Below are 26,498 nucleotides of genomic sequence, written 5' to 3'. Positions count from 1 at the left end.
TCATCCGCTCCCGATGCCCGTGAGCGCGTGCCGTTCGCTCGACGAGAGCAGCTTCCGCGCGTTGAGAATGATGATGGTCCGCCCCGGCCGGGTGATGATGCCCGCGATGTAGGACGCGGCCAGCCCGCTCACCATCGGACCCGGCGCCGTGATGGTGGTGCTGTCGACTCGGATGACCTCCCGGACCTCGTCCACCAGCACGCCGACGCGCTGCTCGCCCAGATCCACCACCATGAGGCGGGTCTCCTCCCGGATCGGGGCCTCGAGGTCGAATCGCTTCCGCAGGTCGACCACCGGCACGGCGCTCCCCTCGTACGCCACCACGCCTTCGAGGAACTCCGGCGCCTTGGGAAGCGGCGAGGGCGCCGAGTAGCGCAGGATCCGCTCCACCTGGAGGATGTCGAAGGCGAACTCCTGGCTGCCGACCCGGAAGGTCACCATCTGCACGTCGTCGACGGTGTTCATGCGGCTGGGTCCTCCTTGATGCGCGCGCCGAGCGCGGTCAGATCGAGCAGCGGGACGAGCCCCTCGTCGGTCCGGGCCACGGCGACGGCCCATGCCAGCGCCGCGCCCGGCGGTACCGCGAACCCGGGCTCCCGGAGCACTGTCTCCGCCTCCTCCACCTCGAGGCAGAGCGTGCGGCCGGCGAGCTCCACCACGATAGCCACATCGCCGCGGGCGTCGGGACAGGCGGTTCCCTCGAGCAGCGCACCCAGGTGAATGACCGGGACGATGCGGCCGCGAACGGTGGTCACGCCCCGCACCGCGGGCTCGACCGCCGGGACCGGATACGTTGGGCCGGGGTCGAGCACTTCGACCACCTGCGCCAAGGCGAGCCCCACTCGCCGGCCCGCGGCGCGCACCAGCAGATATCCCTCGCCTTTCGGGATCATCGTCGCTCCATGCGGGACAGCTCGAGGCGAATCCGGTCGGCCATGGCGCCGACCGGAAGGACATGATCGGCCCCGCCCGCCTGCAGCGCGGCGTTGGGCATGCCATAGATGGTGGCGCTTTCGCGGTCCTGGGCGATCCCGATCCCGCCGGCGTCGTGGATCAGCCGGAGCCCCTCCGCGCCATCGCGGCCCAGCCCGGTGAGCACCACGCCGATGGCGCGCTCGCCGAATCGCTGGGCCACACTCCGGAAGAGCGGGTCGGCGGCCGGGCGGACGCCCCAGACCGACGGCTCCTGGTCCAGCGTCAGACGGGGACCATCCGGGGCCGCCTCGACCCGCATGTGGTAGTCTCCCGGCGCGATGTACGCGGTCTCGGCGAGCATCGGCGTCTGGTGCCGCGCCTCGACCACGTTGAACCGACTCTGGGACGCGAGCCGCTCGGCGAGGCTCTGGGTGAAGCGGGGCGGCATGTGCTGCACGATGAGCACCGCGGCCCCCTGGCCGGTGACCAGGCGAGGCACCAGCTCCGCCAGCGCGCGCGGTCCACCGGTCGAGGCGGCCACGGCGACGCAGTAGCGCGCGCGGCCGGGGAGCGCGAAGAGCGCCTGATCCGGTACACCGCGCGCGGGCCGGGCGAGGACCGGGAGCCGGCCGATGTCGGCACTCCGCGCCGCCCGCAGCACTCCGATCAGCCGCTCGGCGAAGCGCGCCGTCGAGCGCTCCGAGCGCTCGTCTTCCTTGGCTACCAGGTCGACCGCGCCGAGCTCGAGCGCGCGGATGGCGGCCGCCGTGCCGGGCCCGGCATAGGAGCTCACTACCACGATCGGCCGGGGCGATTCGGACATGATGTAGCCGATCGCGCCCAGCCCGTCGAGCTCCGGCATCTCCAGGTCCATCAGGACCATGTCGGGCACGTGGTCGTGCACTTTCCGCAGCGCGTCCAGTCCGTTTCTCGCGGTCGCGACGACGCGGAACTCACCGGTCCCGTCCACCACCTCGGTCAGGAGCCGGCGGAAGAAGGGGCTGTCGTCGACCACGAGGACCGTGGGCTGGTCAGAGCGTGTGGATACCATGCGCCACGGAGGAGACCTCGACCTGCCCATCGGCCACCCGGAGCCGGACAGTCCGGCCGTAGTCCCCGCCCACCGCTTCGCCCACCAGGGCGATGCCGATCTGGTTGAGCACCTGACGGGAGGCCACCACGTTGCGCTCGCCCATCTGAATGGTGCCGCTCGGGGCCAGCGAGGCGAACATGCTGGCCCCGCCCGCCAGCCGCGCCACCATCCGGCGGACGCTGGCGCCCTGGGCGGCCATCAGCTCGATCAGCATCGGCACCGCCGTCTGGGGGAACTTGGCCGCGTTCGCGTCCTTTCTTCCCAGCCCGGGCGAGGGCAGGAGCACATGGGCCAGCCCACCCACCTGGGCCATCGGATCGTGTAGCATGATCGCCACGCAGCTCCCCAAGCCGATGGTGATCAGCACGTCCTCCCGGCAGCCGACCCGGAGGTCGGCCACGCGCACCAGAATCTCTCGGCCGGTCATCCAGGTCGCCGGTAGATCCGTTCCCGCGGATCGATGAGCTGCAGCAGGTCGCGCGCGGGGCCGAACAGGGTCTCGACCTTGCCCAGCACCAGGTAGCCGCCGGGGGCAAGCGCGGTGGCGAAGGTCTGAAACAGCTGCTCCTGCATCAGCCGGTCGAAGTAGATGACCACATTGCGACAGAGGATGAGATGATAGGCTCGCCGGACCGGCGGCTCCTGGTTCAGATCCAGCCGCCGGACGTGGACCCGGCGGCGCAGCCGCTCGATCACCCGGTGCTCCGCCCCGTCGGCCTCGAAGTAGGCGCGCACCAGCTCCGGCGGCATCTCACTCAGCGCCTCGGTGCTGTAGCGGCCGCCCGCCGCACGCTCCAGGCTGCCCCGATCGACGTCGGTCGCGTCGATGGTCACCCGGTCGAGCTGGTCGGCCCGGCCGCTCCGGTCCAGCGCGTCGGCAATGAGGGCGGCGAGAGTATAGGGCTCCTCTCCCGAGGAGCAGCCTGCGCTCCAGGCCGTCAGCCGAGTCATCGGCTCGGCACAGAGTTGCGGCACCAGGTCCCGACGGAGCCGGTTCCAGGTCTCGGCGTTCCGGTAGAAACGGGTGACGTTGATCGTCAGCGCGTCGCGCAGCAGCTCGTATTCCGCGGGCGTCCGCTCCAGCAGCGTCTGATAGTCCTGGTAGGTGTGGACCCCGCAGGCCCGCATCCGCACGGCGATCCGGCGGCGGACGCACTTCTCCTTGTAGGCCTCCACCGTGAAGCCGGAGCCCTGCGCGATCACCTGCGCGAGCCTGGCGAACGCGAGGTCGTCGGGGGGGGTCACTTGGCCAGGTCCAGCATCTCGAGGTTGGCGCGAGCGAGCTCATGCCCCGGATTCAGGCTGGTGGCCTGGCTCCAGCTCTCCCGCGCGCGGGTGGTGTCCCGCCGCTTGTAGGCGATGTTCCCCAGCTTGAAGTAGAGGTCGTCTCCCAGATCGGGCGCGAGCTTGGCCGCCCGCTCGTAGGCCTCGCGCGCCTCGTCGTAGCGGCCGTTGCGGTACAGAATGTCGGCCAGGTTCTTGGAGATCTGGGGCAGCGAGGGCTCCTCCGCCAGCGCCGTCCGGAGCAGCGCTTCGGCGCCCGGCAGATCTCCCGCCAACTCCAGAAGCACCGCGAGATTGTTCTGCAGCACCGCGCTGGCGGGATAGGCCGCGGCTCCGGCCTTGGCGGCGCTGAGCGCGCCGGCCTGATCGTTGAGCCCGGCGCTGGCCAGCGTCGCCGCCCAGTACCAGAGCGCGGGCGCGGGCTTGGGACCCAGCAGCTCGATGGTGCGGGCCAGCCGGCCCTGCGCCACCTGATGCTCCCCGCGCTTGAGGGCCACCACCCCCCAGGCCAGCATGATGCGGGGATCCTCGCGCGACCGCCCGGCCGCATCGCCGTACGCGGCCTCCGCCTCGTCCAGACGCCCCAGCCGCTCCAGGGCGAACCCCAGGTTGTGGAGCGCCGCCGGCCGCGCGGCCGGCCCCGATGCGGCCTGGCGGAACGCGTCGGCTCCCTCCTCCCAGCGCGCCTGCCTCAGCGCGATGAGCCCGAGATAGAACGGCGCGCTCGCATCCTCCGGCCGGAGCTCGGCCACCCGGCGGAACTCCCGCAGCGCCTCGTCGAGCATGGCAGCCTTGTAGAAGGCCACCCCCAGGTTCCGGTGCTCGTCCACCCGTCCGTCGTTCACCTTGGGGGCCGCCGCCGTGGAGGTGCCGACCCGGCGGGCGAACCCCGCCGTGATCAAGCCGAAGAGCGCCTTCCCCACCTCGAATTCGACCATCCCGGACTGGTCGATGAGGTGCTGGACGTCCCGGGTCCCGTCGAGCAGCGGAAGCAGCTGCTGTTGCTCGCGCGACAGGTCCGGCGCCGACTCGCCGATGTGGCTCCGGTCCACCGCGAAGATGAGGTCGAACGAGGGGATCTTCTTCTCGATCAGGCTCCACTCGTCCACTCGGCGGGCACCCTCCAGCAGGAGGAACTCGGGGTTGATCCGGACCAGGAAGTCCTCCCGCTCCGGGCGCACGCCCGCCTCGAAGTTGAAGGTGCCGGAGACCCAGGTGAACAGGTAGTAGACCGCCTCCTCGATCTGAAGCCGCATGTAGCTCTCCAGCTCCTCCCGGGTGAGCGCGCCGAGCTGGACGATGATCTCGCCCAGCTTGTGCTCCCGGTCTCCCACCTGCTGATCGACGGCGCTCTGCAGCTGCTCCGCGGTGATCCGCCCGCTGCGGAGCAGGATGTCTCCCAGACGATCGCGGCGGTTCACGATCGCCGCGTAGACAATGTGGCCTTCCTCGAAGTAGATGGTGCCGAAGTTGTGGCGGTCGGCCAGCGCCAGGCAGCCGGTGCGGCGTCCCAGGAACAGCAGCTGGATCACATCGGGGAGACTGGCCTCCTTGAGACTGCCTTTGATCGCCATCAGCGCCACTCCTCCAGCACGCGCTCGCTGACGTCGGGCCACTCCCAGACCATCTTCTCCCGGCTGCGCGCGCCTCCGGCCGTGGGCGCGACGATGCCGCTCGAGCGGGGCGGCCGGGGCCGCTCGGCCTCGCTCCGCGACGGCACTGGAGCGACGGGTCCCTCGAGCACTTCGCGGGCGAGCCCGGCCGTCGGCGCCATCCCGCGAGCCTCCGCGGCCTCGATCACCCGCTGAACCAGCCCCTGCACCGCACGCACCGATTCCACCGGGCGGGCGGCCAGGTACGACACCAGTGCGGCGTCCGCCCGGCCCAGCTTCTCGCCCAGCGCGCGGGCGATCACCCGCCCGCGGATGTCCTCGTCCGGCGGAGGCAGCTCGACCACCAGACCGCCTTCCAGCCGGGTTCGGAGTCGGGCCTCCACCCCAGGCAGTCCCGCCAGCGGCACCGCCGAGGTGAACACCATCTGCCGTCCCGACTCCAGCAGCAGGTTGAAGAGCACGAACAGCTCATCCTGGCTGCGGTCCTTGTCGGCGATCAGGTGCACGTCGTCCAGCAGGAACGCCGATATCCGGCGGTAGCGCGCGCGCCAGCCGGCCACGGCGTCTCGGTCGATCGCTTCGATCAGCTCGCCGGTCAGCTCCGGAGCACTGAGGCAGGCGACCGGTCCACCCCGTCCCGCGAGCTCGTTGCCGATGGCGTGGAGGAGGTGGGTCTTCCCGGTCCCGCCGGCACCCACGATGACCAGCGGGTTGTACCCGGTGCCGGGCTCGGCGGCCACCAGACGGGCCGACTCGAGCGCGAGGCGGTTGCCGGTGGACTCGGCCAGCTCCCCAAGGCGCCAGAGTGGCGACGGCGCGGGCGGAGGCACCGCGCCCGCCCGCGCGCGGGCGAGCGCGGCCTCGGCGGCAGCGAGATCCGCCGGATCGTGGAACGCCGGCGAGCCGGCCAGCTCGGGAGCGAGCTCCGCGGCCTCCCTCCGCATGGCCTGGAGCCGCTCGACGTCCGCCTCGAACTCGCCGATGGCCCGCGCGGGATCGCTCACCATCTCCTGATCCAGCAGCGCCTGGAGCCGGGTGATGACGAACCCCTCGCCCTGCCAACGGAGGAGGGCCGCGCTGACCTTGGTCCGCCACGCGTCGACCTGCTGGGCCACGGTGGCGGAGATCTCGCTCAGGAATTCGCCGAACTCGTCGCGCGACTCGGCCGCCGCGTCCGCCGGCACCGACGCGCCCGGCGCGTCATCCGCATCGGGCGCCCCAGGGCCCCCGATCAGCGAGCGCGCCTCCGCCGGGCCGAGCGGCGTGTCGCTCACCGCCTGGAAGGCAATCAAACGGTTGAGCGCGCCCAGCAACTCACGCACGTTGTCGATTCCCAGCGACGCTACCGCCTCGAGCACTCCATCGGCGAACCCGGCGCGCCGCTCCTCCGCCTTGCGCCGGAGAATCGCGACCCGAGTTTCGTAGTCCGGGGCGGAGATATCGATCACCAGACCCCCGGCGAAACGACGGATCAGGCGCTCGTCGAGCGCTTCGATTTCCGCAGGCGGCCGATCACTGGTGAGCACGATCTGACGGTTGGCCTGCTGCAGCGCGTCGGTGAGCCGCAGCAGCTCAGCCTGCATCTCCCGCCGGTGGGTGAGGAACTGCACGTCGTCCACCAGGAGCAGATCGACGTCGAGGAAACGCTTGCGGTACGCCTCGCCGTGGCCGGCGGCGATGGCGGCATGGAACGCCTCCACGAACTCGTCCAGGGTGAGATACTCGACGGAAAGCCGCGGGTTGATCGCCCGGGCCGCGTGGCCGATGCCCATCAGCAGGTGGGTCTTCCCCAGGCCCGGGCGGGCATAGATGAAGAGCGGGTTATACACCGTCCCCGGCGACTCGGCCACCGCCTTCGACGCGGTAACCGCCAGGCGGTTGGCCGCGCCGACCACCATGGTGTCGAAGCGGTAGAGGGGATTGAGGGTGACGGTCACGCGACCGGGCTCCCGGCGGCCAGCCGCTTGAGGACGATCTCGGAGATACCGCGCAGGGTCTCGAACACGCCGCTTCCGTGCAGCGCGTCGGCCCCGAAGCTCAGCACCGCCCGGAAGTTCAGCGCATCGTCCATCTCCTCGTGGGAAAGGATGAGATCGGTGGGGAGGTCCTGCTTGTTGTACTGGAAGACGACCGGCAGGTGGCGGACATCGACGCCCTGGCCCAGCAGATTGTCCTGCAGGTTCTGCAGGCTCTCCAGGTTGTCGTCGAAGCGGCGGGCCTGGCTGTCGGCCACGAATACCACGCCGTCGGCGCCCTGCAGCACCAGCTTCCGGGTGGCGTTGTAGTAGCTCTGCCCCGGAACGGTGTAGAGCTGGAACTTGGTGGTGAACCCGGAGATGGTGCCGAGCTCCAGGGGCAGGAAATCGAAGAACAGGGTCCGGTCGGTCTGCGTGGCGAGCGAGACCATCCGGCCGCGCCGGCTCTCCGGCACCCGGCCATAGACGTACTGCAAGTTCGTGGTCTTGCCGGACCGGCCCGGTCCGTAATACACGATCTTGCAGGTGATCTCGCGCGCCGTGAAGTTGACCAGAGACATTTCGTTACCGTCCGAAGAGCGCTTTGAGGCTCGCGTTGAGCTCGGATTCGAAATTCTCCGCCAGCGTCGCCGCGTGGGCCTGCTCGCGGGGTGCCGCGGTCATCAGCTGCTGCACCATCTGATCGAAGAAGAGCTGCACGATACCGACCGAGGTCTCCGGCCCGAACACTACCAGTCCGATCCAGCGCCCCCGCGGCGTCGCGAAGGCGGAGAGCAGACAGCTCTGCCGCACCCCGTGATGCACCAGGGCACCGAACCGCGACGCCCCCATCAGCCGGGCGAGCTCCTCGGTCGAGGCCACGATGCCGGCGCCCAGCGCGGCGGCCGTCATCACGTCGAGCGAGCGGCTGAAGCCATGCTGTGCCACCACCTGTCCAGAGGTGGTCATCAGCAGGGTGAGCCGGGCCGACGATTCCGTCAGGAAGCTCTGCAGCGGATCCACTACCCAGGGCTCGAGGGCGCGCATCAGTCCAGCCGGCCCACCGCGTCGAGCATCTCCAGCCGCGCCAGTCCGACGTTGGCGTCGGGGCCCACCACCGCTACCAGCACCAGGTCCGCGGCGGCCGGCGCCGCGAGCACCGAGCCCGCCTCGCCCTTGAGGTGCACGAACGCGGGCGGCTGCATGCCGGCGCACTCCGCCGCGCGCGACAGGCGGCCGACCAGGCTGGCCGTGAGCGCCGCGGCCGCCCGGCCGTCCACTCCATCCATGAGCTGCTCGGCCACGACCAGGCCATCGCTGCCGGCCACGAGCAGCGCCCCCCGGACACCCGGGACCCGGGTCACACGATCGAGTGCCGCGTCGGTCGGGCTCATCCCAGGCGCTCCAGCCAGGTTCGCGCGCTCCGGGCCGCCCGTTCGGCGAGCAGTCCGACCCGCGCCATCGGCAGCGATCGATCGCGTACGGTGAGCAGCACCGTGTCCACCGTGGGCGAGGAGAGCACGATGTGGCCATCGGGACATTCCAGCGCGATCGAGTGCCATCCGCCGAGCCCGAGCAAGCGAGTCGCCCGCGCCGCTTCCCGGGAGGCTCCGGCGAGCCGAGCCGCGACCTGGTCGCTGGCATCGCTCCCATCCGACAGCGCGAGCTTGCCGGCGAGGCGGAGTCCGTTCCCGTCCACCAGCAGCTGGCCCTGCTCCCCGCCGTCGACGCCCTCGAACGCCATCGCTGTCGGCGGCGCAGGCGGGGTCGGCGACGGAGTGTCGACCGGGGCGGGTGGACCGGCGCTGGTCACGTCCCGGCGCACCCGATCGAGGGCCTGGATGATCGACGGATCGTCCGGATCGACCTCGGCGGCGCGCTGCAGGTGATCCACCGCGGCCACCGTGTCCCCCGCGCGAAAATAGAGAAACGCGATCCCCTTGAGCGCCGAGACCCGCATCGGATCGAGCTGCAGCGCGGAGGACCAGGCGTCGAACGCGCCGGCCAGGTCCGCCTGATCGCTCAGGATCCGCGCCATCAGGTCGTGCGCATCCGCCAGACCCGGATACCGGCTCGCTCCACCGCGCGCCACCTTGTACGCGGCCTCCAGCTGTCCCCGACGCCGCAAGGCTTCGCCCAGCTCGAGGAAGGCGAGGCTGGACGGCTCGGCGGCCAGGCGATCGGTCAGACTCCTGATGTCGTCACTCACGGTAGCGCGCCAGCTCCTTCATGAGATGGTCCACGCCTTGACGCAGACGCTCCACCGCGGACGCCTCCGACTCCTCGCCCGGCGTGCGGCTGGCGAGGTGAGTCCACTGGGCCCAGCAGGTCAGCGCCTCGGGGAAGTGACCTTTGGCGGCATAGCAGAGACCGAGCAGCCGACGGGCCTCCGGCATTTCGGGATCGTGCTCCAGCAATTCTTCCAGTGCCCCTGCCGCCAGGTCGTACTCCCCCTGTCCCAGCGCCTCGCGCGCAGGCACCAGCAGGGCGGCGAGATCGCGGCCGGGCTCCGGCTCCTCGCCGGGGCGCGCGGGATCGTCCAGCACCACTACGCCGGCGTTGGTGAGTCCGTACACGGTGCGAGCGATCTCGAACTCCGAGCGCCCCAGGACCTCGGCCAGCGAGTGCAGGTCCCGCTGGCCATCGACGGCGGCGAGCACCTCCCACTCGAAGGGGACCAGATCGAGCAGCTCGCTCCCCTGCTGCTCCGGCGGCGGCAGCCGGGGGACCAATCGCAGGTGCGACACCTTGGACCCGATCCGCGACCACTCGTCGATCCGCCGCGCGGCTTCCATCAGCAGCGCCTCGGTGGGAAACCGTACCGGGGCTTCGACCGCGGCGTGGCAAGGGCTCCCCTCCTCGAAGACGAAGTAGCCCTCCGACCAGCGCAGGAGGTCGAAAACGGCCTCCTCGATCTGCGCCTTCAGCTGGCGGTCGAGCTCCCGCCGGGAGATGACGGCCAGCTGGACCAGGATGTCCCCCAGACGTCGGCCGTCGCCCGCGTTCTGCGCGGCGCGCGCGCGGTCCAGATCGGCGGCGGTGATCTTGCCCGAGCGCACCAGCCGGGCGCCGATCGGCTGCGCATCGCTGCCCACGGCCGCCGCCACCACCCCGCCCCGGTCGAAGCAGACGGTACCCGCCGTCTGGCGCAGGTCGGAGGTGACCCGCAGCACGCCGCTCTTCCGACCCAGGTCGAGCAGCTGGAAGACGTCCTGGATGTGCAGCTCTTTGAGTGGACCCTCGAGCGCCACCGGTCACCCCGCCGAGGCAGCGAAGATGTGCTGGAGATCGCGGGCCGAACGCGCCCGGCTCCGGGCCTGTGACGCATAGGGGCCGGCCGGATCGATCTGGACTACCCGCTCCCAGGCCTGCACGGCCAGCTCGAACTGTCGTTGCCGGGCGAGCGCGGCTCCCTGGTTGTAGAGCGCGGCGGCGTGCTCCGGATCGAACCGCAGCACCCGCTCGAACGCCTCCAGCGCCTGCGTGGTCCGGCCGTCCTCCAGGAGGGCGCGTCCCAACGCCGTCAGCGCCTCCAGCTCGTACGGATCCGCCTCGAGCAGACCGACCAGCACGGCCACGGCGGCGCGGGCGGACTCGGTCCGACGGAGGAGATCCGCCAGCGCGCGGGCCGCGGCCCCGTAGGTCGGCAGCAGGTCCAGCGCGCGCTCGTAGGCGGCGCGAGCCGAGGCGACGTTGCCCCGCTCCTCCTCCAGTCCACCGAGCTCGTACCAGACGCCCACCAGCGTGGGATCGAGCTGCAGCGCCGCGTTGAATGCCGCGAGCGCGGCCGGCCGGTCGCCCAGGAGGGCGGACACTTGCGCCTGCAGGTGGAAGAGATCGGACCGCCCCGGCGCCGTGGTCTGGGCCTCGCGGATGCAGTCGAGGGCGCCGAGCGCGTCGCCCACCGCGAGGCGCACGCGGGCCCGGGCCACCAGCACCTCGACGTCGCCCCGCACGCGCGTCGCCAGGGCATCGGCCAGCTCCACCGCGTCTCCCGGCCAGCCGAGGGCGAGCAGCGCCCTGATCTCACCCAGGGTGGCGTCGGGGTCGTCGGGGTTCGCGGCTCGGGCGGCGCGGTAGCGCTCGAGCGCCTCGCCGTAGAGTCCCCGCTTGGCGAAGATGTCACCCAGAAGCACCGCCGTGGGACCGATCGGCGCCCCCCGTGCGGAGGCCCGGCTCAGCTCGGCCGAGGCGAGATCGAGCAGCCCTTTGCCGATGTAGTCGCGCGCCAGCGCCAGAGCGTCGCCGGCGTGCCCGTTGCCCACGGCGGACGTGGCCGGCGCGAGCTCGGCGAAGAGCTGGTCGAGCGCCGGCGGCTCGAAGGCGAACTCTCCCGCCAGCTCCTCCCCTCCCACGTCCGCCGCGAGCTCGGGCGCGATGGCGATGGTCGGGTCCTCGTACTGCAGATCGATGGTGAGGGAAAATTTCTGGGGGACGTAGAGCGGCTCCAGCTCGAGCGCGCGCCGGGTCTCCCGCAGCGCGCCATCGAAGTCGCCCAGCTGGCTCAGCACGAAGCTCAGGTTATAGTGCGCGCCGGCAAACGCCGGGTCGGCGTCGACCGCGCGGCCAAAGGCATTCCGGGCATCCTCGAACCGGCGAAGCTCCATCAGCACCAGGCCGACGCCGTTCCACGCCACGGCGCTGCCACTCTGCTCGGCCAGCGCCCGCTGGTACTCCTCCAGCGCCGACTTGAGCTGGCGCCGCTGGAACAGCAGGAGCCCGAGATTGAGCCGGGCCGCCAGCAACGGGCGCTCGCCCGCGAGCGCCCGCCCGAAGGCAATGATGGCCCCGTCGCTGCCCGACTCGTGGGCGCGCACCACGCCGAGATTGTTCCAGGCCAGCTGATAGCTGCCATCGATCGCGACCGCCTGCTCGTACGAAGCGACGGCCTCTTCCCGGCGGCCCGACTGATGGAGGCAGACCCCGCGCTCGTTCCACACTTTGGGAGAATCGGGGTAGTCGCGGACCAGCTCCTCGTAGAGGGCCAGGGCCGCGACCAGGTCCCGGCGCAGGATGTGGAGCTCGGCCAGCGCCTGGCGGCAGAGCCGCGGGTCCTCGCCGGCCTCCAGCGCGAGGTGGTACTCGCGCATCGCCTCCTCGTGATACCCCTTCTGTCGGAGGGCAAGCCCGAGGTTGCAGTGGGCCAGCGCGCGGCCCTCGACGATCTGCGGTCGCGCGTGGGTCTTCTCGCGCTCCCCGCCGTATCGCTCGAGGGCGAGGTTGGCCTGAGCCCGCGCCAGTGTCGGGTTGAGTTTGATGGCCTGCCGGGTGGCTTCGCGGGCCGCCTCGTGCTGGCCCATATCACCGTAGACGAAGGCGAGCAGATAATGCGCTTCGGCGTATTCGGGGCTCCGCTCGATGGCCTCGCGCAAGGCGGCGAGCGCCGGCTCGTTGAGCCCGCGATTGTAGAACACCTCGCCGGCGTAGAAGTGAGCGACCGCGCTGCCGGGGTCTTCCCGGCACGCGCGGCTCAGCCATTCGCTCGCCGCGTCGAGGTTGCCGCGAGCCTTCTCGGCCAGACCGAGCTGGAGCATGGCGGGGACGTCGTGCCGGTGCCAGGTGAGGAGCGCCTCGAACTGGGCGATGGCTTCCGGGTGGCGGCCCAGCGCGGCAAAGGCGCGGCCCAACTCCCATCGCGCGTCCCGGTCTTCGGGCTGCTGGCCAACCCGCTCCAGCAGGGCGGTGATCCGGCGATCGTAGTGACCGCTGTCCCGGTAGGCGATGTCGAGGTTCGCCTGGGCCACCTGCATCCGGGAGTCCAGCTCCAGCGCCCTGACAAATTCGGCGATCGCCTCCTCGATCAATCCCTTCTGGTAGTACAGGACGCCCAGGTTATTGTGGGCCCCGGCATCGGAGGGATCGATCCGGCGGGCAAAGGAGCGCAGAACGGCGAGATCGCGCTCCGACAGCACGGGGCCGGGCATCGGATCAGGGCAGTCGGATGGCGTCGAAGATCGCCCGGAGGGACGGCATGTCGGGCAGGAGCAGGAAATGACCGCGCAGGGGCTCGATCGCCCCGGCGACCTGGAAGGAGGTCTCCACGCAGAAGACGAAATCCCGGTCGTGGCCGAAGTTGAGGTAGGTGGTGGTGAGCACCGCCGCGCTCAGGTCGACCACCAGGCTGGGCACCGAGGGCACCAGCATCATGCCCATAAAATCGCTCAGCGCGTTGAGGTAGGCGCTGGCGAGGATGTTGCCCGCCTCCTTGAGCCCCGACTGTTCCATCGCGCCGAACTCCCGGGTGGTCCCGGGCGGTCTCCGCATCAGTATATCACAGAGAGTTCGGGCCGATCCTTCGGGGAAAAGCACCAGGGTCCGGCCGGTGAGGTCGCCCATCATGTGCATCAGCACGGCCGCGATGACCTCGTCGGGTCGCCCGACCAGATCGGCCACCTCCTCCAGCGCCCGCACATTGACCTCCGGCACGGCGATCATGATCGTGCGGTTGGTCATCTGGGATAGCGCGGTGGCAGCATGCCCACCGCCGATGTTGGCCACCTCGCGGAGGGCGTCGAGCTGCAGTGCTTTGAGGTCCCGCACGTCTTCCATGCTCTCCCCTTCCTACAGCAGCGCTGCGGCGTCGAGGATCAGCGCCGGGGCGCCGTCGGCCAGGATGGTCGCGCCACCGACGAACGGCGGCATCCCACGGGGGGCGTCGAACGGCTCGACCACGATGTCCTGCTGTCCCAGCAGCCGGTCCACCACCAGCGCGGTGCGGCGCTCGCCCACCTCGAGGATCAGGGTCGGTCGCCGGGGGGACGAGGCGCGATCGGCGCCGGGCCGCACCAGCTGGCTGAGATGGACCGTCGGGATCACCTGCTCCCGCACCACCAGCGCCTCGCGATTCCGCACCGCGGTGACCGATCGCGGATCGAACTCCACCGTCTCGGCTACATAGGCGAGCGGAACGGCGTACCGCTCGCCCGCGGCGTCGGCCAGGAGCGCGCGGACGATGGCCAGCGTGAGCGGCACCCGGATGACGAAGGTGGTCCCGCGCCCGACCTCGGTCTTCACCTCGAGGGTCCCGCCCAGCGCGCGCACCCGGGTCATGGCGACATCGACGCCGACGCCCCGGCCGGACACGCCGCTCACGGTCTGCGCGGTGCTGAAGCCGGGCCGGGCGAGGAGCCGAAGCAGCAGGTCGTCGGTGAGCCCCTCTCCATCGGCCGCCGAGACGACACCGGCCACGCCCTCGTCTCGCGCCTTGGCGGCGATCGCAGCGCGATCGACACCCCGCCCGTCGTCGGTGATCCTGAGCGCCACGCTGTTTCGCTCGCGGCTGGCCGAGAGCAGGATCCGGCCCTCGGGCGGCTTCCCGGCCGCGACCCGTTCGGCGGGCGGCTCGATTCCATGATCGGCAGCGTTGCGGATCAGGTGAAGCAGCGGATCACCGACCTCGTCCAGGATGGAGCGGTCGAGCTCGATCTCCTCGCCCTCCATCTCGAACCGGATGCGCTTGCCCAGGTCGCGGGCCAGATCGCGGACCAGCCGGGGGAAGCGTTCGAACACGTCGCCCACCGGAGTCATCCGCGCGGCGATCACCTCGGCCTGCATGCCGGACACCAGCTTGGAGATCCGGTCACCCAGAACGACCAGGCTCTCGTCCCCGCTGGCGCTGGCGAAGACGGCGAGCCGGTTCTTCGCCACCACCAGCTCTCCGACCTGCTTCATCAGCGCGTCCAGCCGGCGCAGGTCGACTCGGATCTGGCGGGCCCGAGTGACCATCGCGGCTTCGGCCGGTCCTTCGTCGAACCGCACCTGATCGACATCACCGGCGGTGCGCAGGGCCGCAGCGATCTCGGTTTCGGTGGCGCTCGTCAGGAGACGGAAGGAGAACCGCCCGTCGAAGTCATCCCGGTCGAAGTGGGCCAGCGGAGGACGAACCGCGGTGACCCGGCCCAGCGCCTCGGCCCGCCGCACCACCAGGGTGGCGCGGGCGCCCCGCATCAGGGCGTCGGCCCGGAGCGCGACCCGGACCGGACGGGCGGCCGGCGCCGGCGCGGCCAGCGACACCGCGGCCGAGGGCTCGCCTCCAGCCGCGGCGTCAAGCTCGGCCTCGAGCTCCTCGGCCGAGCTGTCCTTCCCCGCGGCCGCATCCTCCACCGCCCGCCCGAGCGCATCCACCGCGCGGAACAGGAGCTGAAATATTCCGGGTCCGGCGGGCAGCTTCGCCTGGCGGAGCAGGTCGAGCAGATTCTCCATCCGGTGGGCCAGCTGGGCCACACCGGCGTAGCCCATCGTCGCCGCCATTCCCTTGATCGTGTGGATCGAGCGGAACAACCCGCCGACGGGCTCGCTCGCGGCCGGCTCCCGCTCCCACTCGAGCAGCAGCTGGTTGCAGCCGCTCAGATGCTCGCGGCTCTCGTCCAGAAACAGGGCGGCATACTTCGAGACGTCCACGGATCAGCCCAGGACGCGCTGCACCGCCTCGAGAACGCGGGAAGGTTGGAATGGCTTGACCACGAAATCCTTGGCGCCCGCCTGGATGGCCTCGACCACCAGCGCCTGTTGTCCCATAGCGCTGCACATGAGGATCTTGGCCTCGGGGTCCGTCTTGCAGATCTCCCGCACGGCCTCGATCCCGCCCATGTCCGGCATCACGATGTCCATGGTGACCAGGTCGGGCTTGAGCTGCCGGTACTTGGCGACGGCCTGACTGCCCGACTCCGCCTCCCCGACGACCTCAAACCCGGCCTGGCTCAGAATGTCGCTGATCATCGTGCGCATGAAGATGGCGTCATCGCAGACGAGCACCGTATGGCTCACAGATTCCTCCGTGCAACTCCAGGGTCGTCGTGCTTAGCTGCCGATGATCGGCGCGAACAGCGCATCCACGTCGAGCAAAATGAAATGCCGGCCGTCCTGCAGGCCGACCGCGCGCACCAGCCGGGGATCGACTCCCGGGAGGTCGGCGCGCGGGGACACCGAGCGCTCCGGCACCTCGAGGAAGTCGAGCACCTGCCCCACCCCGAGTCCGTAGCGCTTGCCCGCGACCTCCAGGACCACAATCGCGCCTTCGTCCTCCTCCCGCCGAGCCTGCTGGAGGAGGACGTGGCCGTCGAGAACGGTGAGGAGGGTGCCCCGGACGTTGACCAGTCCTTCGATCGCTTGTGCGACGCCCGGGATCCGGGTGGCCGGGAGGCGCGGCAGGATCTCCCGCACGATCCCTGCCGGAGCCGCGCAAATTAGCGCACCGATCCGAAAAACGACGGCGTGCAGCGTAGTGGAGTCAGCCATCTCTATTGAAGAAAACAAGATAGCCAAGGGGGTCCGGTCGGGCAACCAGATCTTCGCCACCCACTGCAACCAGGGCGGGCCGCAGATCCGAGGGCCACTCCGAGCGGAATTCGAGTGGTTCGGAGGTAGCGGGGTGGCGGAATGCCAGAGCGGCCGCGTGTAGCGCCTGGCGGGGAGTGGCCCGCTCGAGCGCCTCGGCAGTCCGGCGCGGAGGACCGGAGATCCGCCGGCTGCCACCGCCGCCGTACACCGGATCCCCGACCACGGGGTGACCCAGATGCGCCAGGTGCACCCGGATCTGATGGGTCCGGCCGGAATGCAGCTCCAGGCGGAGGAGATCCGCCACCCCGAAGCGGGCCACGACCGACGCATCGGTGCGCGCCAGCCGACCCGTCGGAAGAACCGCCATTCGCTTCCGGTCCTGCGGGTGCCGGGCGAGCGGGGCCTCGATCACCGTGGGGCTGGCATCGAGATGCCCCCACGCGAGGGCCGCGTAGGTCCGGCGGACCCGCCGAGCCGCGATCGCGGCGCCCAGCCGGCGATGCGCCAGGTCGGTCTTGGCCACCACCATGAGGCCGGAGGTGTCGCGATCCAGTCGGTGCACGATGCCGGGACGTCCTTCGGCGCCCCCGGACAGCGTAGTGCCCCGGGCCACCAGCGCGTTCACCAGGGTGTCGTCCCAGTGGCCCGGCGCCGGATGTACCACCAGGCCGGCAGGCTTGTCGATCACCGCCAGATGCTCGTCCTCGAACACGACGGTGAGGGGGATCGACGCAGGTTGGAGAGTACGGGGGGGCTCGTGCTCGGGAAAGTGGATGGTGACTCGCTCGCCCCGGACCAGCACCCGGGAGGCGCGGGCCGGCTTGCCGTCGACCTCGACGGCGCGGTCGGCAACCAGGCGCGCCGCCTGGGTTCGAGAGAGTCCCAGCTGGTCGGCCAGGAATCGGTCCAACCGCTCGGTGGCCGGGACGGCCACCGTGAAGCTCAGCTCAGGCAGCCGAAGCGGACTCTGTCTCGGGACGGCGGGCGTCCTCCCGCCAGAGGGAGATGGCCAGCGCGATCGCGCCGCAGCTCACGGCGATGTCGGCGACGTTGAACGTCGGCCAGCGAAGGGCGCCGATCCCGACGTCGAGGAAATCGACCACGCCGCGGGAGCTGCGGATCCGGTCCAGCAGGTTGCCCCCCGCCCCACCGGCCACCAGCCCGAGGGCGAGTTGGCGGAAGCGGTCGCCGGCCGGCCCGCTGCGCGACATCCGCGCGAGCACGAATACGGCCACCAGGGCGACCGAAAAGAAGATCCACCGCGAATAGGGGCCGACGTGCAGCCCGAACGCGGCGCCCTGGTTGTACACCAGGCGAAGCTGAAACCAGTCCCCGAAGACCGACACGCCGGGCGTCCGGAGCAGGGTCGCCTCGGCGATGAGCTTGGTGATCAGGTCCAGCCCCACCGTGGCGATGGCGGCGGCCCAGAACACCCGGCGCTCGCTGCCGAGATCGGGAGCGTCAACGACGCTTGCCATCTTCCTCTTTCTCTTTGCAGGTGATGCAGAGCCGCGCGTGGGGAAGCGCGTCGAGCCGCTCGAAGTTGATCTCCTGGCCGCAGGTATGGCAATGCCCGAACTTGTCCGGGGTGCCGTAGAGCCGGCGGAGCGCCTCGTTCACATGCCAGAGATATCGCCCCTCCTGCGAGGCGAAGAGGAACTGCTTTTCCCGTTCCATGGCGTCGGTGCCCTGGTCCGCCATGTGGAACGAGTAGGACGAAAGATCACCGTCGGAAGACTGCAGGGTCGCGTTGAAGGACTCGTCGTAGTACCCGAGCTCCTTCATCACGCGGGCCCGCTCTTCCAGGAGACGCTTCTCCAGGTGCGTAAGCTGTTTCTTGTTCATTCCCGATCCCTGGGTTCTGGGCCGGCGCCACCCCGGCCGTCCGCGTGACGTTGCACTCCGAGCACCATACCGCGACCATCGATGTCCACCTGGTGCTCCAGATCCGGCGCCGGGGCACGCGTCCCCAGCTCCAGCCGACGGGTGAGCGTCTCGCCCCGAATGAACTCGGCGTGGGCGCGCACCGCGTCAAGCACCCCATCATCCCCGTCGATCCACAAGGCGATCCGATCGGTGAACACGTAGCCGGCCTCCTTCCGAAGCCGCTGCACCCGGTTCACCACCTCCCGCGCCGTGCCCTCCAGCCTGAGCTCGGAGGTGAGCCGCGGATCGAGGGCCACGACGAAGGCGCCCTCGCTGGCCACCACCCAATCGCTGGCCACCTCGCGTTCCACCACGACGTCTTCGGGCAGATAGGTGGCCGCCTCGCCGTCCACTTCCAGTGTGGCCGCGACCCCCTGCTCCAGTCCCCGGAGCTGCTCCGGCGCGAGTCCGGCTGCCGCGGCCGCGACAGCCGGCGTCCGCTTGCCGTAACGCTTGCCCAGGGAACGGAAGTTGGGCTTGGGACGGAGCCGCACCAGCTCTCCGTCCGAGGCGACCACCTCGACCCCTCTCACGTTGACCTCGAGCTGGAGCAGGCTCAGGAGTCGGTCGAAGCCTGGCCCGCGCACCGCCGCCGGCACTGCCACCTGCATCCGGGCCAGCGGCTGCCGGACCGGAAGGCGGCGCTCGTTTCGCACGGCACGCGCCAGCGAGGCGAGCCGGCGGACGGCGTCCATCGCGGCTTCCAGCGCCTCGTCCCGTCTGCCGGCAGCAACGGGAAACCCGGCAAGGTGGACGGAAGTTCCCTGCAGGGCACGGTGGATCCAATCGCTCACGAAGGGGGCGGCCGGGGCGAGCAGGCGGCTTACGGCCGTGAGCGCCTCGTGGAGCGTGGCCACCGCCGCCGGATCGGCCACGCTGTCGACGGCCCAGAAGCGGCCCCGATTGACTCGCACGTACCATTTGGAGAGATCTTCGATCACGAAATCCATCACGGCGCGGACGCCCGCGGTCGCGTCGTACTCGGTCCAGGCTGCGGTGACCGCCTCGATGGTGCTGTCCAATCGGCTGAGCAGCCATCGGTCCACCAGCGGGCGCTCCGCCAGGGGAGGCGCGGCGCCCGGGCGCAACTCCCCGGCGTAGCGCGCGAGGAACTCGTAGCTGTTCTCCAGGGCGTTGAAGAACTTCCCGGCGACATCCGGAATGGTGCGGCGGTCGAACCGCTTGGGGAGCCAGACCTGGCTCGAAGCCAGCAGGTAGAGCCGGATGGTGTCGGCGCCGAACTCGGCGATCGCCTGCCACGGGTCGACCACATTGCCCTTGCTCTTGGACATCTTCTGGCCCTCGGGGTCGAGGACCAGCTCGTTGACGATGACGTGCCGGTAGGCCAGGCTGTCGAACGCCGTCGTCGCGATGGCCAGCAGCGAGTAGAACCAGCCGCGGGTCTGATCGACTCCTTCGCAGATGAAATCGGCCGGGAAGTGGGCGGCGAACTCCTCTTGGTGCTCGAACGGATAGTGCCACTGGGCGTACGGCATGGCGCCGGAGTCGAACCAGGTGTCGATCACCTCCGGTGTCCGCCGCATGCTGCCGCCGCAGTCGCAGGTCCAGACGTAGCCGTCGATCTCCGGCTTGTGCGGGTCGAACGCCGCCGGCAGCGGCTTGCCCCATCGCTCGGCGAGCGCGGCGTAGCTGCCGATCACCTCGATGTGACTGGGCTCCCGATCGCAGACCCACACCGGCAGCGGCGTGCCCCAGTAGCGATCGCGGGAGAGCGCCCAGTCCACGTTGTTCTCCAGCCACTCGCCGAACCGGCCGGCTCCAACCTCGGGCGGATGCCAGTCCACCGTCCGGTTGATCTCCAGCATCCGGTCCTTGACCGCGGAGGTGCGGATGAACCAGGAGTCCCGGGCGTAGTAGATCAGCGGACTATCGCAGCGCCAGCAGTGCGGGTAGGTATGCTCGTACGGCTGGGTGAGATGCCAGCGACCCTCCTGCTTGAGCCGCTGAATGATGAGATCGTTGGTTTCCCGCGCGGTCACCAGACGCCCTTCGATTTCCGGCCAGGAGGTTCCGACGAAGGTGCCGTCGGCGGCCACCGGCCGGGCCAGCGCCAGGTCGTGCTCCACACCGGCCTGGTAGTCGTCCGCGCCGAACGCCGGGGCCAGGTGCACCAGGCCCGACCCGTCCTCGGCGGTGACGAAGTCGCCCGGGACGATCAGCCGAGCGGCCTTGTCCTCCGGAAGCGGCACGACCTCGAGCGGGCGGGAATACCGGAGACCGACCAGCTCGCGGCCCGGGAACGTCCGGCGCGCGCCCAGGTCGGCGAAGCTCGGCGCACCCTTCTGCGAGCTACTCGGCAGCGAGGCACGCGCGGTGGCCAGGATCAGCCGGCGGTCACCCACCTGGTACTCGCCATACTCCTGGTCGGGGTGCACCGCCACCGCGACGTTGGAGAGCAGGGTCCACGGCGTGGTGGTCCAGACGAGGAGCTGCCGGGCAGGGTCATCGGCCAGCGGGAAGGTGACGTAGATGGAGTTGGTGGTAACCTGCTCGTAGCCCTGCGCCAGCTCATGGCTGGAGAGCACCGTGCCGCAGCGGGGGCAATAGGGCAGCACCCGGTGCCCCCGGTAGAGCAGCTCCCGCTGGTGCAGCCGGTGCAGCAGCCACCACACCGTCTCGATGTAGTCGTTGCTGCAGGTGATATAGGGATGCTCGTAGTCCAGCCAATAGCCGATCCGGTCGGAGAGGTTCTCCCACTCGGACTGATACTTGAACACGCTCTTCCGCGCGCGGGCGTTGAACTCGGCCACGCCGAACCGCTCGATATCCTTCTTTCCGCTGAGCTTGAGCTCCTTTTCGACCTCGATCTCCACCGGGAGACCGTGGGTGTCCCACCCGGCGATGCGGGTGACCGATTCGCCCTGCATTGCGTGGAAGCGGCAGACCAGGTCTTTGATGGTCCGGGCAAAGACGTGATGGATGCCGGGCCGGCCGTTGGCGGTCGGTGGCCCCTCGAAGAAGACGTAGGGACGCCCGGCGCGGTTGGCCTCCAGCGTCCGCTGGAACAGGCCTTCGGCCTTCCACAGCGCGAGCTGCTCCTGCTCCAGCTTGTCTGGGGTCAGCTTGGGCCAGGACGGAAAGGCCATCAGGACAGGCGCTCCACCAGGTGCGTGGTCAATCGGGTCAGTTGCGGCTCGGCACGGCCGGCGGTCTCGATGATGCGGCCAATGTCGGCCGGCTCCAGCGCGTCGGGCAGGCACTGGTCGGTGATGATCGAGATGCCCAAGGTCCGCATGCCCTGGTGCCGCGCCACGATCACTTCGGGAACCGTGGACATGCCGACGACGTCCGCCCCCATGGCGCGCAGCATCCGGTACTCGGCGCGGGTCTCCAGATTGGGTCCCGATACCGCCACGTAGACTCCCTCGCGCAGGGTGATGCCGAGCTCGAGGGCGAGCTTCCGCGCCAGCGAGCGCAAGGCCGGATCGTAGGGCGCCGACATGTCGGGGAACCGCTCGCCCAGACGCTCATCGTTCTCGCCGACCAGGGGATTGTCGCCCAGCAGGTTGATATGATCGCTGAGCAGCACCAGGTCTCCGGGGGCCCAGAGCGGGTTCATCCCGCCGCAGGCGTTCGATACCATCAGGGTCCGCGCGCCCAGCGCGTGCATCACCCGGATCGGGAAGGTGACCTGCTGTAGGTCGTACCCCTCGTACCGGTGGAACCTGCCCTGCATCGCCACCACCGCACGCCCGCCGAGGCGGCCGAGCAGCAGCCGGCCGGCGTGGCTCTCCACGGTCGACAGCGGAAATCCCGGGATCGACTCGTACGGCACCTCGCGCTCGACCGCGATCTCCCGCGCCAGTCCGCCGAGCCCGGTGCCGAGCACGATTCCGACCTCGGGGACGAGCGTGGTCCGCCCGCGGACGACGGCCGCCGCCGCTTGAATCCGATCGAAGAGCGATGCCGCCGCGATCATGTGCTGCCGCCTCCAGTCATTCCCTCACCTCGTGCCTCTCACCTTGTGGCGGGTCCATTCTGGCGGGCAGTGCCAATCCGTCGACCTCGCCCAGATGCCGCTCCAGCAGGGCGCGGAAGCTCGCGACGTAAGCGGTGAACTGCCGCACCGCACTGTCAGACCGCTCCCGCACCATCTGCTCGTCCAGCCGCGCCCGCGCCACGACCCGCTCGGCTTCCGCCCGCGCGTCCCGCAGGACTTGCTCGGCCTCTCGCTCGGCCTGATCGCGCGTCTCGGCCCGAAGTTGCTGGGCCGCCACCAGCGCCTCGTTCATCGCGCGCTCGCGGTCGCGGTAGACGCGGAGCTGTTCCTGCGCGCTTCTGAGCCGCTCTTCGTGCTGGCCGTTCTCCCGGAGCAGCCGGTCGAGCTCCTCCGAGATCCGGAGCATGAACTCGTCGACCTGCGGGGGATCGTACCCGCGCAGGCGCCGAGCGAACTGTTGGGTCCGGACGTCCAGCGGGGTGAGCCGGAACGCGTCGTCGCTCATGGCTCGCGCTCGCCGAAGAGCACGGTGCCCAGCCGGATCATGGTGGCTCCCTCCTCCACCGCGATGGGGAAATCGCCCGACATGCCCATCGACAGCTCGGGCAGCCGGAAACCCGATTGCTCCGCCTGGTCCCGCAGCTCGCGGAGCCGGCGGAAGGCGCGCCGCTGCTCGGCCCGATCCTCGGTGAGCGCGCTCATGGTCATCAGGCCCCGGACCTCGAGATGCTCCAACGCGGCGAGTGTCTGGAGCAGACCTGGCAACTCCCCGGGCTCCGCCCCGCCCTTCTGCGGCTCGTCCGAGCAGTTGACCTGCACCAGGACCTGCTGCCGGATGCCGGACGGTGCGCGCCGGTCCAGCTCGGCCGACAGGTCGCCACGGTCGACGGAATGAATCAGGGCGAATCTCCCTACCGCCTGCCGGGCCTTGTTCCGCTGAAGAGTGCCGATCAGGTGCCATGCAACGGGGAGATCGGCCAGGAGCGCCTGCTTTGCCAGGGCCTCCTGCACCCGATTTTCCCCGATATCCGTCAACCCCGCGGCAACGGCGGCGCGGACGGCCTCCGGACCATGTGTCTTGGTCACCGCCACGATCCGGACCGGATGGGTCCATCCCCCGATGGACTGGTGCCGAGCCACGGCCTCACCGACTTGGGCGAGGTGATCGGGGAGGTCCCGGAAGTCCATAGCCTTCCAATTTACTTCAGGTTGGGTCGATGTTGCAGGGGAGACTACCTGGGCCCACGGAGAACGGCGGCCACCGACTCGGCCACCGACCGGAGCGCGTCTCGAACGTCAGGGTCGGGTGAGAGGCGGCCGGCGCGATCGGCCGCGCGGAGCATCCGCTCCCGCTCGCCACGGGAGGCATAGGCGTAGACCAGTTGGGCGAACGGAAGGCTCAGGCTGGCCGCGGCGCTGGCGCTGCTGGTCTCCAACGAATCTGGGTTGCCCCCCAGCAAGCCAGCGTAGCGATAGGTGTCCCACACCAGCCGTTCCGTGGTGGGGAGGTCGAGCGGGACGCCGCCGAAGCGGTGGAGGTCGAGTGCCGGCGAGGTGGTATCCGGCCGCGCGGTGAGCAGCTCGAAGCCCAGGCCTCGCTGGATGACGTAGTCACTCAGCCCGGCGAACTCGCGGCCGGTGGTCATGGCCCAGACGATGGGGCGCCGCCCGAGATTCTGCCGGATCACCTCCAGCGTCAGGAGATCGTTGGGATAGAGAAAGGTGCCGTCCCGCAGCGTGCGGGTGACCGGCCCCAGTGCCACCCGCTGGGTGCCGCGTACCAGATAGCCCGACCCCGCGACCCTGATCAGCGAATCAGTCATCGTATGCAACGGCCAATCGGGACGGGGCGAGACCCGCGGTCGCCATACCGGGGGAAGGCGCTCGAGATCCAGCGGCCGGGCCGGTCTGTCCCGGAGCTGTCGCATGTACCAGTCGGTGTTCGCCAGCGCCAGACAGACCACGCTCACGTCCTGGCGGATCCCGGCCACCTCCTGCGCCCACCAGAGCGGGAAGGTGTCGTTATCGCCATAAGTGAAGAGGATGCCGTACGGCGGTGCGCTGTTGAGCAGGTCGTACGCGAAGTCGGCCGCCAGGCGCGCGTCGGCACCCTGCCGGCGGGATGCGGCCTTCCAGTTGAGGACCAGCGGGAGAACCGGTAGCAACAGCAGCAGCGGCGCGAGGCGCCGCACCTGGCCGGACTTGGCCCAGGCGGCGCGCGCGAGCGATGCCGCACCCACGCCGGCCCAGAGGCCCCAGACGATGAAGCTCACGACGAAGAAGTAGTCGCGCTCGCGCACCTCGTGATCCTGGGGTCGGGGGTAGATGTCGTACCAGCGTCCGAATCCGGGCCGGAAGTTCATGTAGAGGACGAGCCCGAGCCCGGTGACCAGAAAGAGCACGAGCAGAAGCCACCAGACCGCCCGGTCCGACCGGCGCAGCACCAGGGCACCCCGGATCCCGAGGGACGCCATGACGAGCGTGATCAGGGTCCGCAACGGCAGCGGCCCCAGCATGCCGCGGAGGGATCTCGCCCACTGCCAATCGAAGTAGACCAGGTAATCGCCCAGCTGAATGGCAAGCAGCAGCAGCGTTCGGCCCGGATTGCGCACTCCCGATACGACCGTCGGATCGTCCAGCGGTGTCCTCGGCGGATACTGCGCCCGGCGGACCACGGCGACGAGCGCGTCGAAGGTCGCGGGCGCCGCCTCATTGATGATCGGATGCTGGGCCGAGCGAAGATAGAGGTAGAGGTAAGGCGTGACGCCGACCAGCGCGATGGCCAGGCTCGCCAGCGCGAACACCCCTGCCCCGCGCCGGGCCGCGTACAGGGACGCTGCCAGCGCGGCGACCGCCCCCAGTACCACCAGGCTGACGCTGCCGAGCCCGGTGCCCACCAGCAGCGCCCACATGCCCGCCAGCATTGCCACCTGGCCCGACTCCGCCAGGCGTGACGCCGCATCTTCCGCGGGAGCATCGCGAAGCGTGACGGCCAGGAAGACGACGAGGGCAGGCCCTGCGAGCAGCGCGAGAAGGTGATTGCCGATCGAGAGTGCGGCCAGGTAAATGATGAGCAGGAGCACTCGAGGAGCTGCCGCAGTTCCCCGCCGCCGGCGCCACACCACCGCGAGCCACACCATGGCCGCGATGCTGCAGGTGGCCACCGCGTAGACCTCGGTCTCGTTGGAGTTCTGCCAGTTGGTGAAGCTGAACGCCCCCAGCAGCGCACCCGATCCAGCACCCAGGATGCGAAGCATGGAGCGTCGAGACGGGGGCAAGTCAGCCGCCCATTCACGCAGCGATTGGTAGAGAACCAGGAAGAGGCATCCGGCACCCGCCGCGCTCAGCAGCGCGCTCAGCAGGTTGATGCGCGCGGCGTACTCGCCCAGTGGGTCGAGCATCCCCCACACGTGAGCAATCATCACGTACATCGGGGTGCCGGGCTGATGGGGGATGCCGAGGGTCCTGGCGGCGGCGATGAACTCGCCCGCGTCCCAGAAGGTGACCGTGGGAGCGAGCGTCAGGAGATAACCGGCGAGCACCAGCGCGGTGAAGACGAGCGCGGCCCGGTTCGGCCCGGAGTCGTCGCCGCCCGGCGGCACTACGGGCCTTCCATCGCCACGGCCAGGGCGAGCGCCTCCCGCGCGGCGGCGACGGCGTGGACCCGAAAGAGCCGCGCGCCCCGCTCCCACGCGAGAGCGCAGGCGGTCGCGGTGGCGCGGTCCCGCTCCTCCAGCGGCAGCCCGACGAGGCTACCGAGGAAGCGCTTGCGCGATGGCCCCACCAGCACCGGGCGGCCGAGCGCCTGGAGCGCCTCCAACTGGTCGAACAGGAGAACGTTCTGTTCCACCGTCTTGGAGAACCCGAAGCCGGGATCCAGCACGATTGCACCCGGCGAGACGCCGGCTTCGGCAGCCGTGGCGATGGCGGCCCGGAGCTCGGCGATCACCTGGCCGACGACGTCGCCGGCGTAGTCGGCGTGCTGGTAGGAGGCGATCTCGAGGACCGATCCGCGGGAGTGCATCAGGATCGCGCCGGCACCTGCGCCCGCGACCACTGCGGCCATCTCCGGATCCAGCCGGAAGGCGGAGACGTCGTTCACCACGGCCGCCCCGGCCGCCAGCGCCGCGCGCGCCACCGGTGCCTTCACCGTGTCGACCGAGATCACCAGTCCGGGATCGTTGCGGGCGAGCGCCTCGATCACCGGCACCACCCGCCGGAGCTCCTCGTCCTGCGGAACCGATTCGCTCCGCCCCGGCCGGGTGGACTCTCCACCCACGTCGAGTACCGTGGCGCCTGACGCGAGCAGCTCCTCCGCGTGCGCCAGGGCCGCGTCCCGGCCGGCATAACGGCCGCCGTCGCTGAAACTGTCGGGAGTGACATTGAGAATGCCGACCAGGACCGGCCGATCGAGCGCGAGCGGGCCGCGCGCCGTGTCCCAGGTCGGCACCGGCTCGGCTGGAATGCCGAGA

The 26,498-nt window shown here is 70.3% G+C and carries 26 protein-coding genes; all 26 read right to left on the bottom strand.

Annotation, left to right across the window (positions count from 1 at the left end; translation table 11 throughout):
- On the bottom strand, positions 1-465 hold the full coding sequence (locus VHR41_18050; protein HEX3236104.1) for a chemotaxis protein CheW: 465 nt from the start codon (positions 463-465) through the stop codon (positions 1-3).
- Entirely contained in the window at positions 462-893 is a 432-nt protein-coding gene (locus tag VHR41_18045) for a chemotaxis protein CheW (GenBank protein ID HEX3236103.1), read from the bottom strand. The genes VHR41_18050 and VHR41_18045 overlap by 4 nt, the downstream gene beginning before the upstream one ends.
- Positions 890-1,966 carry a chemotaxis-specific protein-glutamate methyltransferase CheB gene (gene cheB, locus VHR41_18040; protein ID HEX3236102.1) on the bottom strand — a complete coding sequence of 359 codons (1,077 nt, stop codon included), beginning with the start codon at positions 1,964-1,966 and terminating at the stop codon, positions 890-892. Before cheB ends, VHR41_18045 begins: the two co-directional genes overlap by 4 nt.
- Positions 1,947-2,435 (bottom strand): chemotaxis protein CheD, encoded by a 489-nt coding sequence (locus tag VHR41_18035; protein ID HEX3236101.1) that lies wholly within the window; start codon positions 2,433-2,435, stop codon positions 1,947-1,949. The genes cheB and VHR41_18035 overlap by 20 nt, the downstream gene beginning before the upstream one ends.
- Positions 2,432-3,253 carry a protein-glutamate O-methyltransferase CheR gene (locus tag VHR41_18030; protein HEX3236100.1) on the bottom strand — a complete coding sequence of 274 codons (822 nt, stop codon included), beginning with the start codon at positions 3,251-3,253 and terminating at the stop codon, positions 2,432-2,434. Before VHR41_18030 ends, VHR41_18035 begins: the two co-directional genes overlap by 4 nt.
- Entirely contained in the window at positions 3,250-4,866 is a 1,617-nt protein-coding gene (locus VHR41_18025) for a DUF4388 domain-containing protein (GenBank protein ID HEX3236099.1), read from the bottom strand. Before VHR41_18025 ends, VHR41_18030 begins: the two co-directional genes overlap by 4 nt.
- Positions 4,866-6,842, bottom strand: a complete 1,977-nt coding sequence (locus VHR41_18020; protein HEX3236098.1) for a DnaA/Hda family protein — start codon at positions 6,840-6,842, stop codon at positions 4,866-4,868. Before VHR41_18020 ends, VHR41_18025 begins: the two co-directional genes overlap by 1 nt.
- On the bottom strand, positions 6,839-7,441 hold the full coding sequence (locus tag VHR41_18015) for a GTPase domain-containing protein (GenBank protein ID HEX3236097.1): 603 nt from the start codon (positions 7,439-7,441) through the stop codon (positions 6,839-6,841). Before VHR41_18015 ends, VHR41_18020 begins: the two co-directional genes overlap by 4 nt.
- Positions 7,442-7,445: 4 nt before the next feature.
- Positions 7,446-7,907: a hypothetical protein gene (locus tag VHR41_18010; protein HEX3236096.1), complete on the bottom strand. Its 462-nt coding sequence runs from the start codon at positions 7,905-7,907 to the stop codon at positions 7,446-7,448.
- A complete protein-coding gene (locus VHR41_18005) occupies positions 7,907-8,254 on the bottom strand; it encodes a roadblock/LC7 domain-containing protein (protein HEX3236095.1) in 348 nt (115 codons plus the stop codon). The genes VHR41_18010 and VHR41_18005 overlap by 1 nt, the downstream gene beginning before the upstream one ends.
- Complete coding sequence (locus tag VHR41_18000) at positions 8,251-9,069, bottom strand: tetratricopeptide repeat protein (GenBank protein HEX3236094.1); 819 nt, start codon at positions 9,067-9,069, stop codon at positions 8,251-8,253. The genes VHR41_18005 and VHR41_18000 overlap by 4 nt, the downstream gene beginning before the upstream one ends.
- Positions 9,062-10,111, bottom strand: a complete 1,050-nt coding sequence (locus tag VHR41_17995) for a DUF4388 domain-containing protein (GenBank protein HEX3236093.1) — start codon at positions 10,109-10,111, stop codon at positions 9,062-9,064. The genes VHR41_18000 and VHR41_17995 overlap by 8 nt, the downstream gene beginning before the upstream one ends.
- Positions 10,112-10,114: 3 nt before the next feature.
- The gene (locus VHR41_17990; GenBank protein ID HEX3236092.1) at positions 10,115-12,784 is read right to left on the bottom strand and encodes a tetratricopeptide repeat protein; all 2,670 of its coding nucleotides are present in this window, start codon (positions 12,782-12,784) and stop codon (positions 10,115-10,117) included.
- A 4-nt stretch (positions 12,785-12,788) separates the two neighbouring features.
- Positions 12,789-13,409, bottom strand: a complete 621-nt coding sequence (locus tag VHR41_17985) for a chemotaxis protein CheC (protein ID HEX3236091.1) — start codon at positions 13,407-13,409, stop codon at positions 12,789-12,791.
- 12 nt (positions 13,410-13,421) lie between these two features.
- Complete coding sequence (locus VHR41_17980; GenBank protein HEX3236090.1) at positions 13,422-15,260, bottom strand: chemotaxis protein CheA; 1,839 nt, start codon at positions 15,258-15,260, stop codon at positions 13,422-13,424.
- Positions 15,261-15,263: 3 nt separating this feature from the next.
- Entirely contained in the window at positions 15,264-15,626 is a 363-nt protein-coding gene (locus VHR41_17975) for a response regulator (GenBank protein ID HEX3236089.1), read from the bottom strand.
- A 33-nt stretch (positions 15,627-15,659) separates the two neighbouring features.
- Positions 15,660-16,097 (bottom strand): chemotaxis protein CheW, encoded by a 438-nt coding sequence (locus VHR41_17970; protein ID HEX3236088.1) that lies wholly within the window; start codon positions 16,095-16,097, stop codon positions 15,660-15,662.
- A complete protein-coding gene (locus VHR41_17965; protein HEX3236087.1) occupies positions 16,090-17,073 on the bottom strand; it encodes an RluA family pseudouridine synthase in 984 nt (327 codons plus the stop codon). Before VHR41_17965 ends, VHR41_17970 begins: the two co-directional genes overlap by 8 nt.
- A gap of 13 nt (positions 17,074-17,086) precedes the next feature.
- A complete protein-coding gene (lspA, locus tag VHR41_17960) occupies positions 17,087-17,617 on the bottom strand; it encodes a signal peptidase II (GenBank protein ID HEX3236086.1) in 531 nt (176 codons plus the stop codon).
- Positions 17,601-17,984, bottom strand: coding sequence for a TraR/DksA C4-type zinc finger protein (locus tag VHR41_17955; GenBank protein HEX3236085.1), 384 nt, complete (start codon positions 17,982-17,984; stop codon positions 17,601-17,603). The genes lspA and VHR41_17955 overlap by 17 nt, the downstream gene beginning before the upstream one ends.
- On the bottom strand, positions 17,981-21,172 hold the full coding sequence (ileS, locus tag VHR41_17950; protein HEX3236084.1) for an isoleucine--tRNA ligase: 3,192 nt from the start codon (positions 21,170-21,172) through the stop codon (positions 17,981-17,983). The genes VHR41_17955 and ileS overlap by 4 nt, the downstream gene beginning before the upstream one ends.
- Positions 21,172-22,005 (bottom strand): purine-nucleoside phosphorylase, encoded by an 834-nt coding sequence (locus VHR41_17945; GenBank protein ID HEX3236083.1) that lies wholly within the window; start codon positions 22,003-22,005, stop codon positions 21,172-21,174. Before VHR41_17945 ends, ileS begins: the two co-directional genes overlap by 1 nt.
- A 16-nt stretch (positions 22,006-22,021) precedes the next feature.
- Positions 22,022-22,531: a DivIVA domain-containing protein gene (locus tag VHR41_17940; GenBank protein ID HEX3236082.1), complete on the bottom strand. Its 510-nt coding sequence runs from the start codon at positions 22,529-22,531 to the stop codon at positions 22,022-22,024.
- Positions 22,528-23,214 carry a YggS family pyridoxal phosphate-dependent enzyme gene (locus tag VHR41_17935; protein HEX3236081.1) on the bottom strand — a complete coding sequence of 229 codons (687 nt, stop codon included), beginning with the start codon at positions 23,212-23,214 and terminating at the stop codon, positions 22,528-22,530. Before VHR41_17935 ends, VHR41_17940 begins: the two co-directional genes overlap by 4 nt.
- 44 nt (positions 23,215-23,258) lie before the next feature.
- Positions 23,259-25,628 carry a DUF2723 domain-containing protein gene (locus VHR41_17930; GenBank protein ID HEX3236080.1) on the bottom strand — a complete coding sequence of 790 codons (2,370 nt, stop codon included), beginning with the start codon at positions 25,626-25,628 and terminating at the stop codon, positions 23,259-23,261.
- A partial coding sequence (folP, locus tag VHR41_17925; GenBank protein HEX3236079.1) for a dihydropteroate synthase occupies positions 25,628-26,498 on the bottom strand: 871 nt, incomplete at its 5' end. The genes VHR41_17930 and folP, both read right to left, overlap by 1 nt.

The sequence above is a fragment of the Gemmatimonadales bacterium genome (assembly GCA_036265815.1).
Lineage (GTDB): Bacteria > Gemmatimonadota > Gemmatimonadetes > Gemmatimonadales > GWC2-71-9 > CAVVWJ01.
The sequence above is the reverse complement of the archived record's forward strand: the minus strand, read 5'-3'. Positions and strand labels throughout refer to the sequence as shown.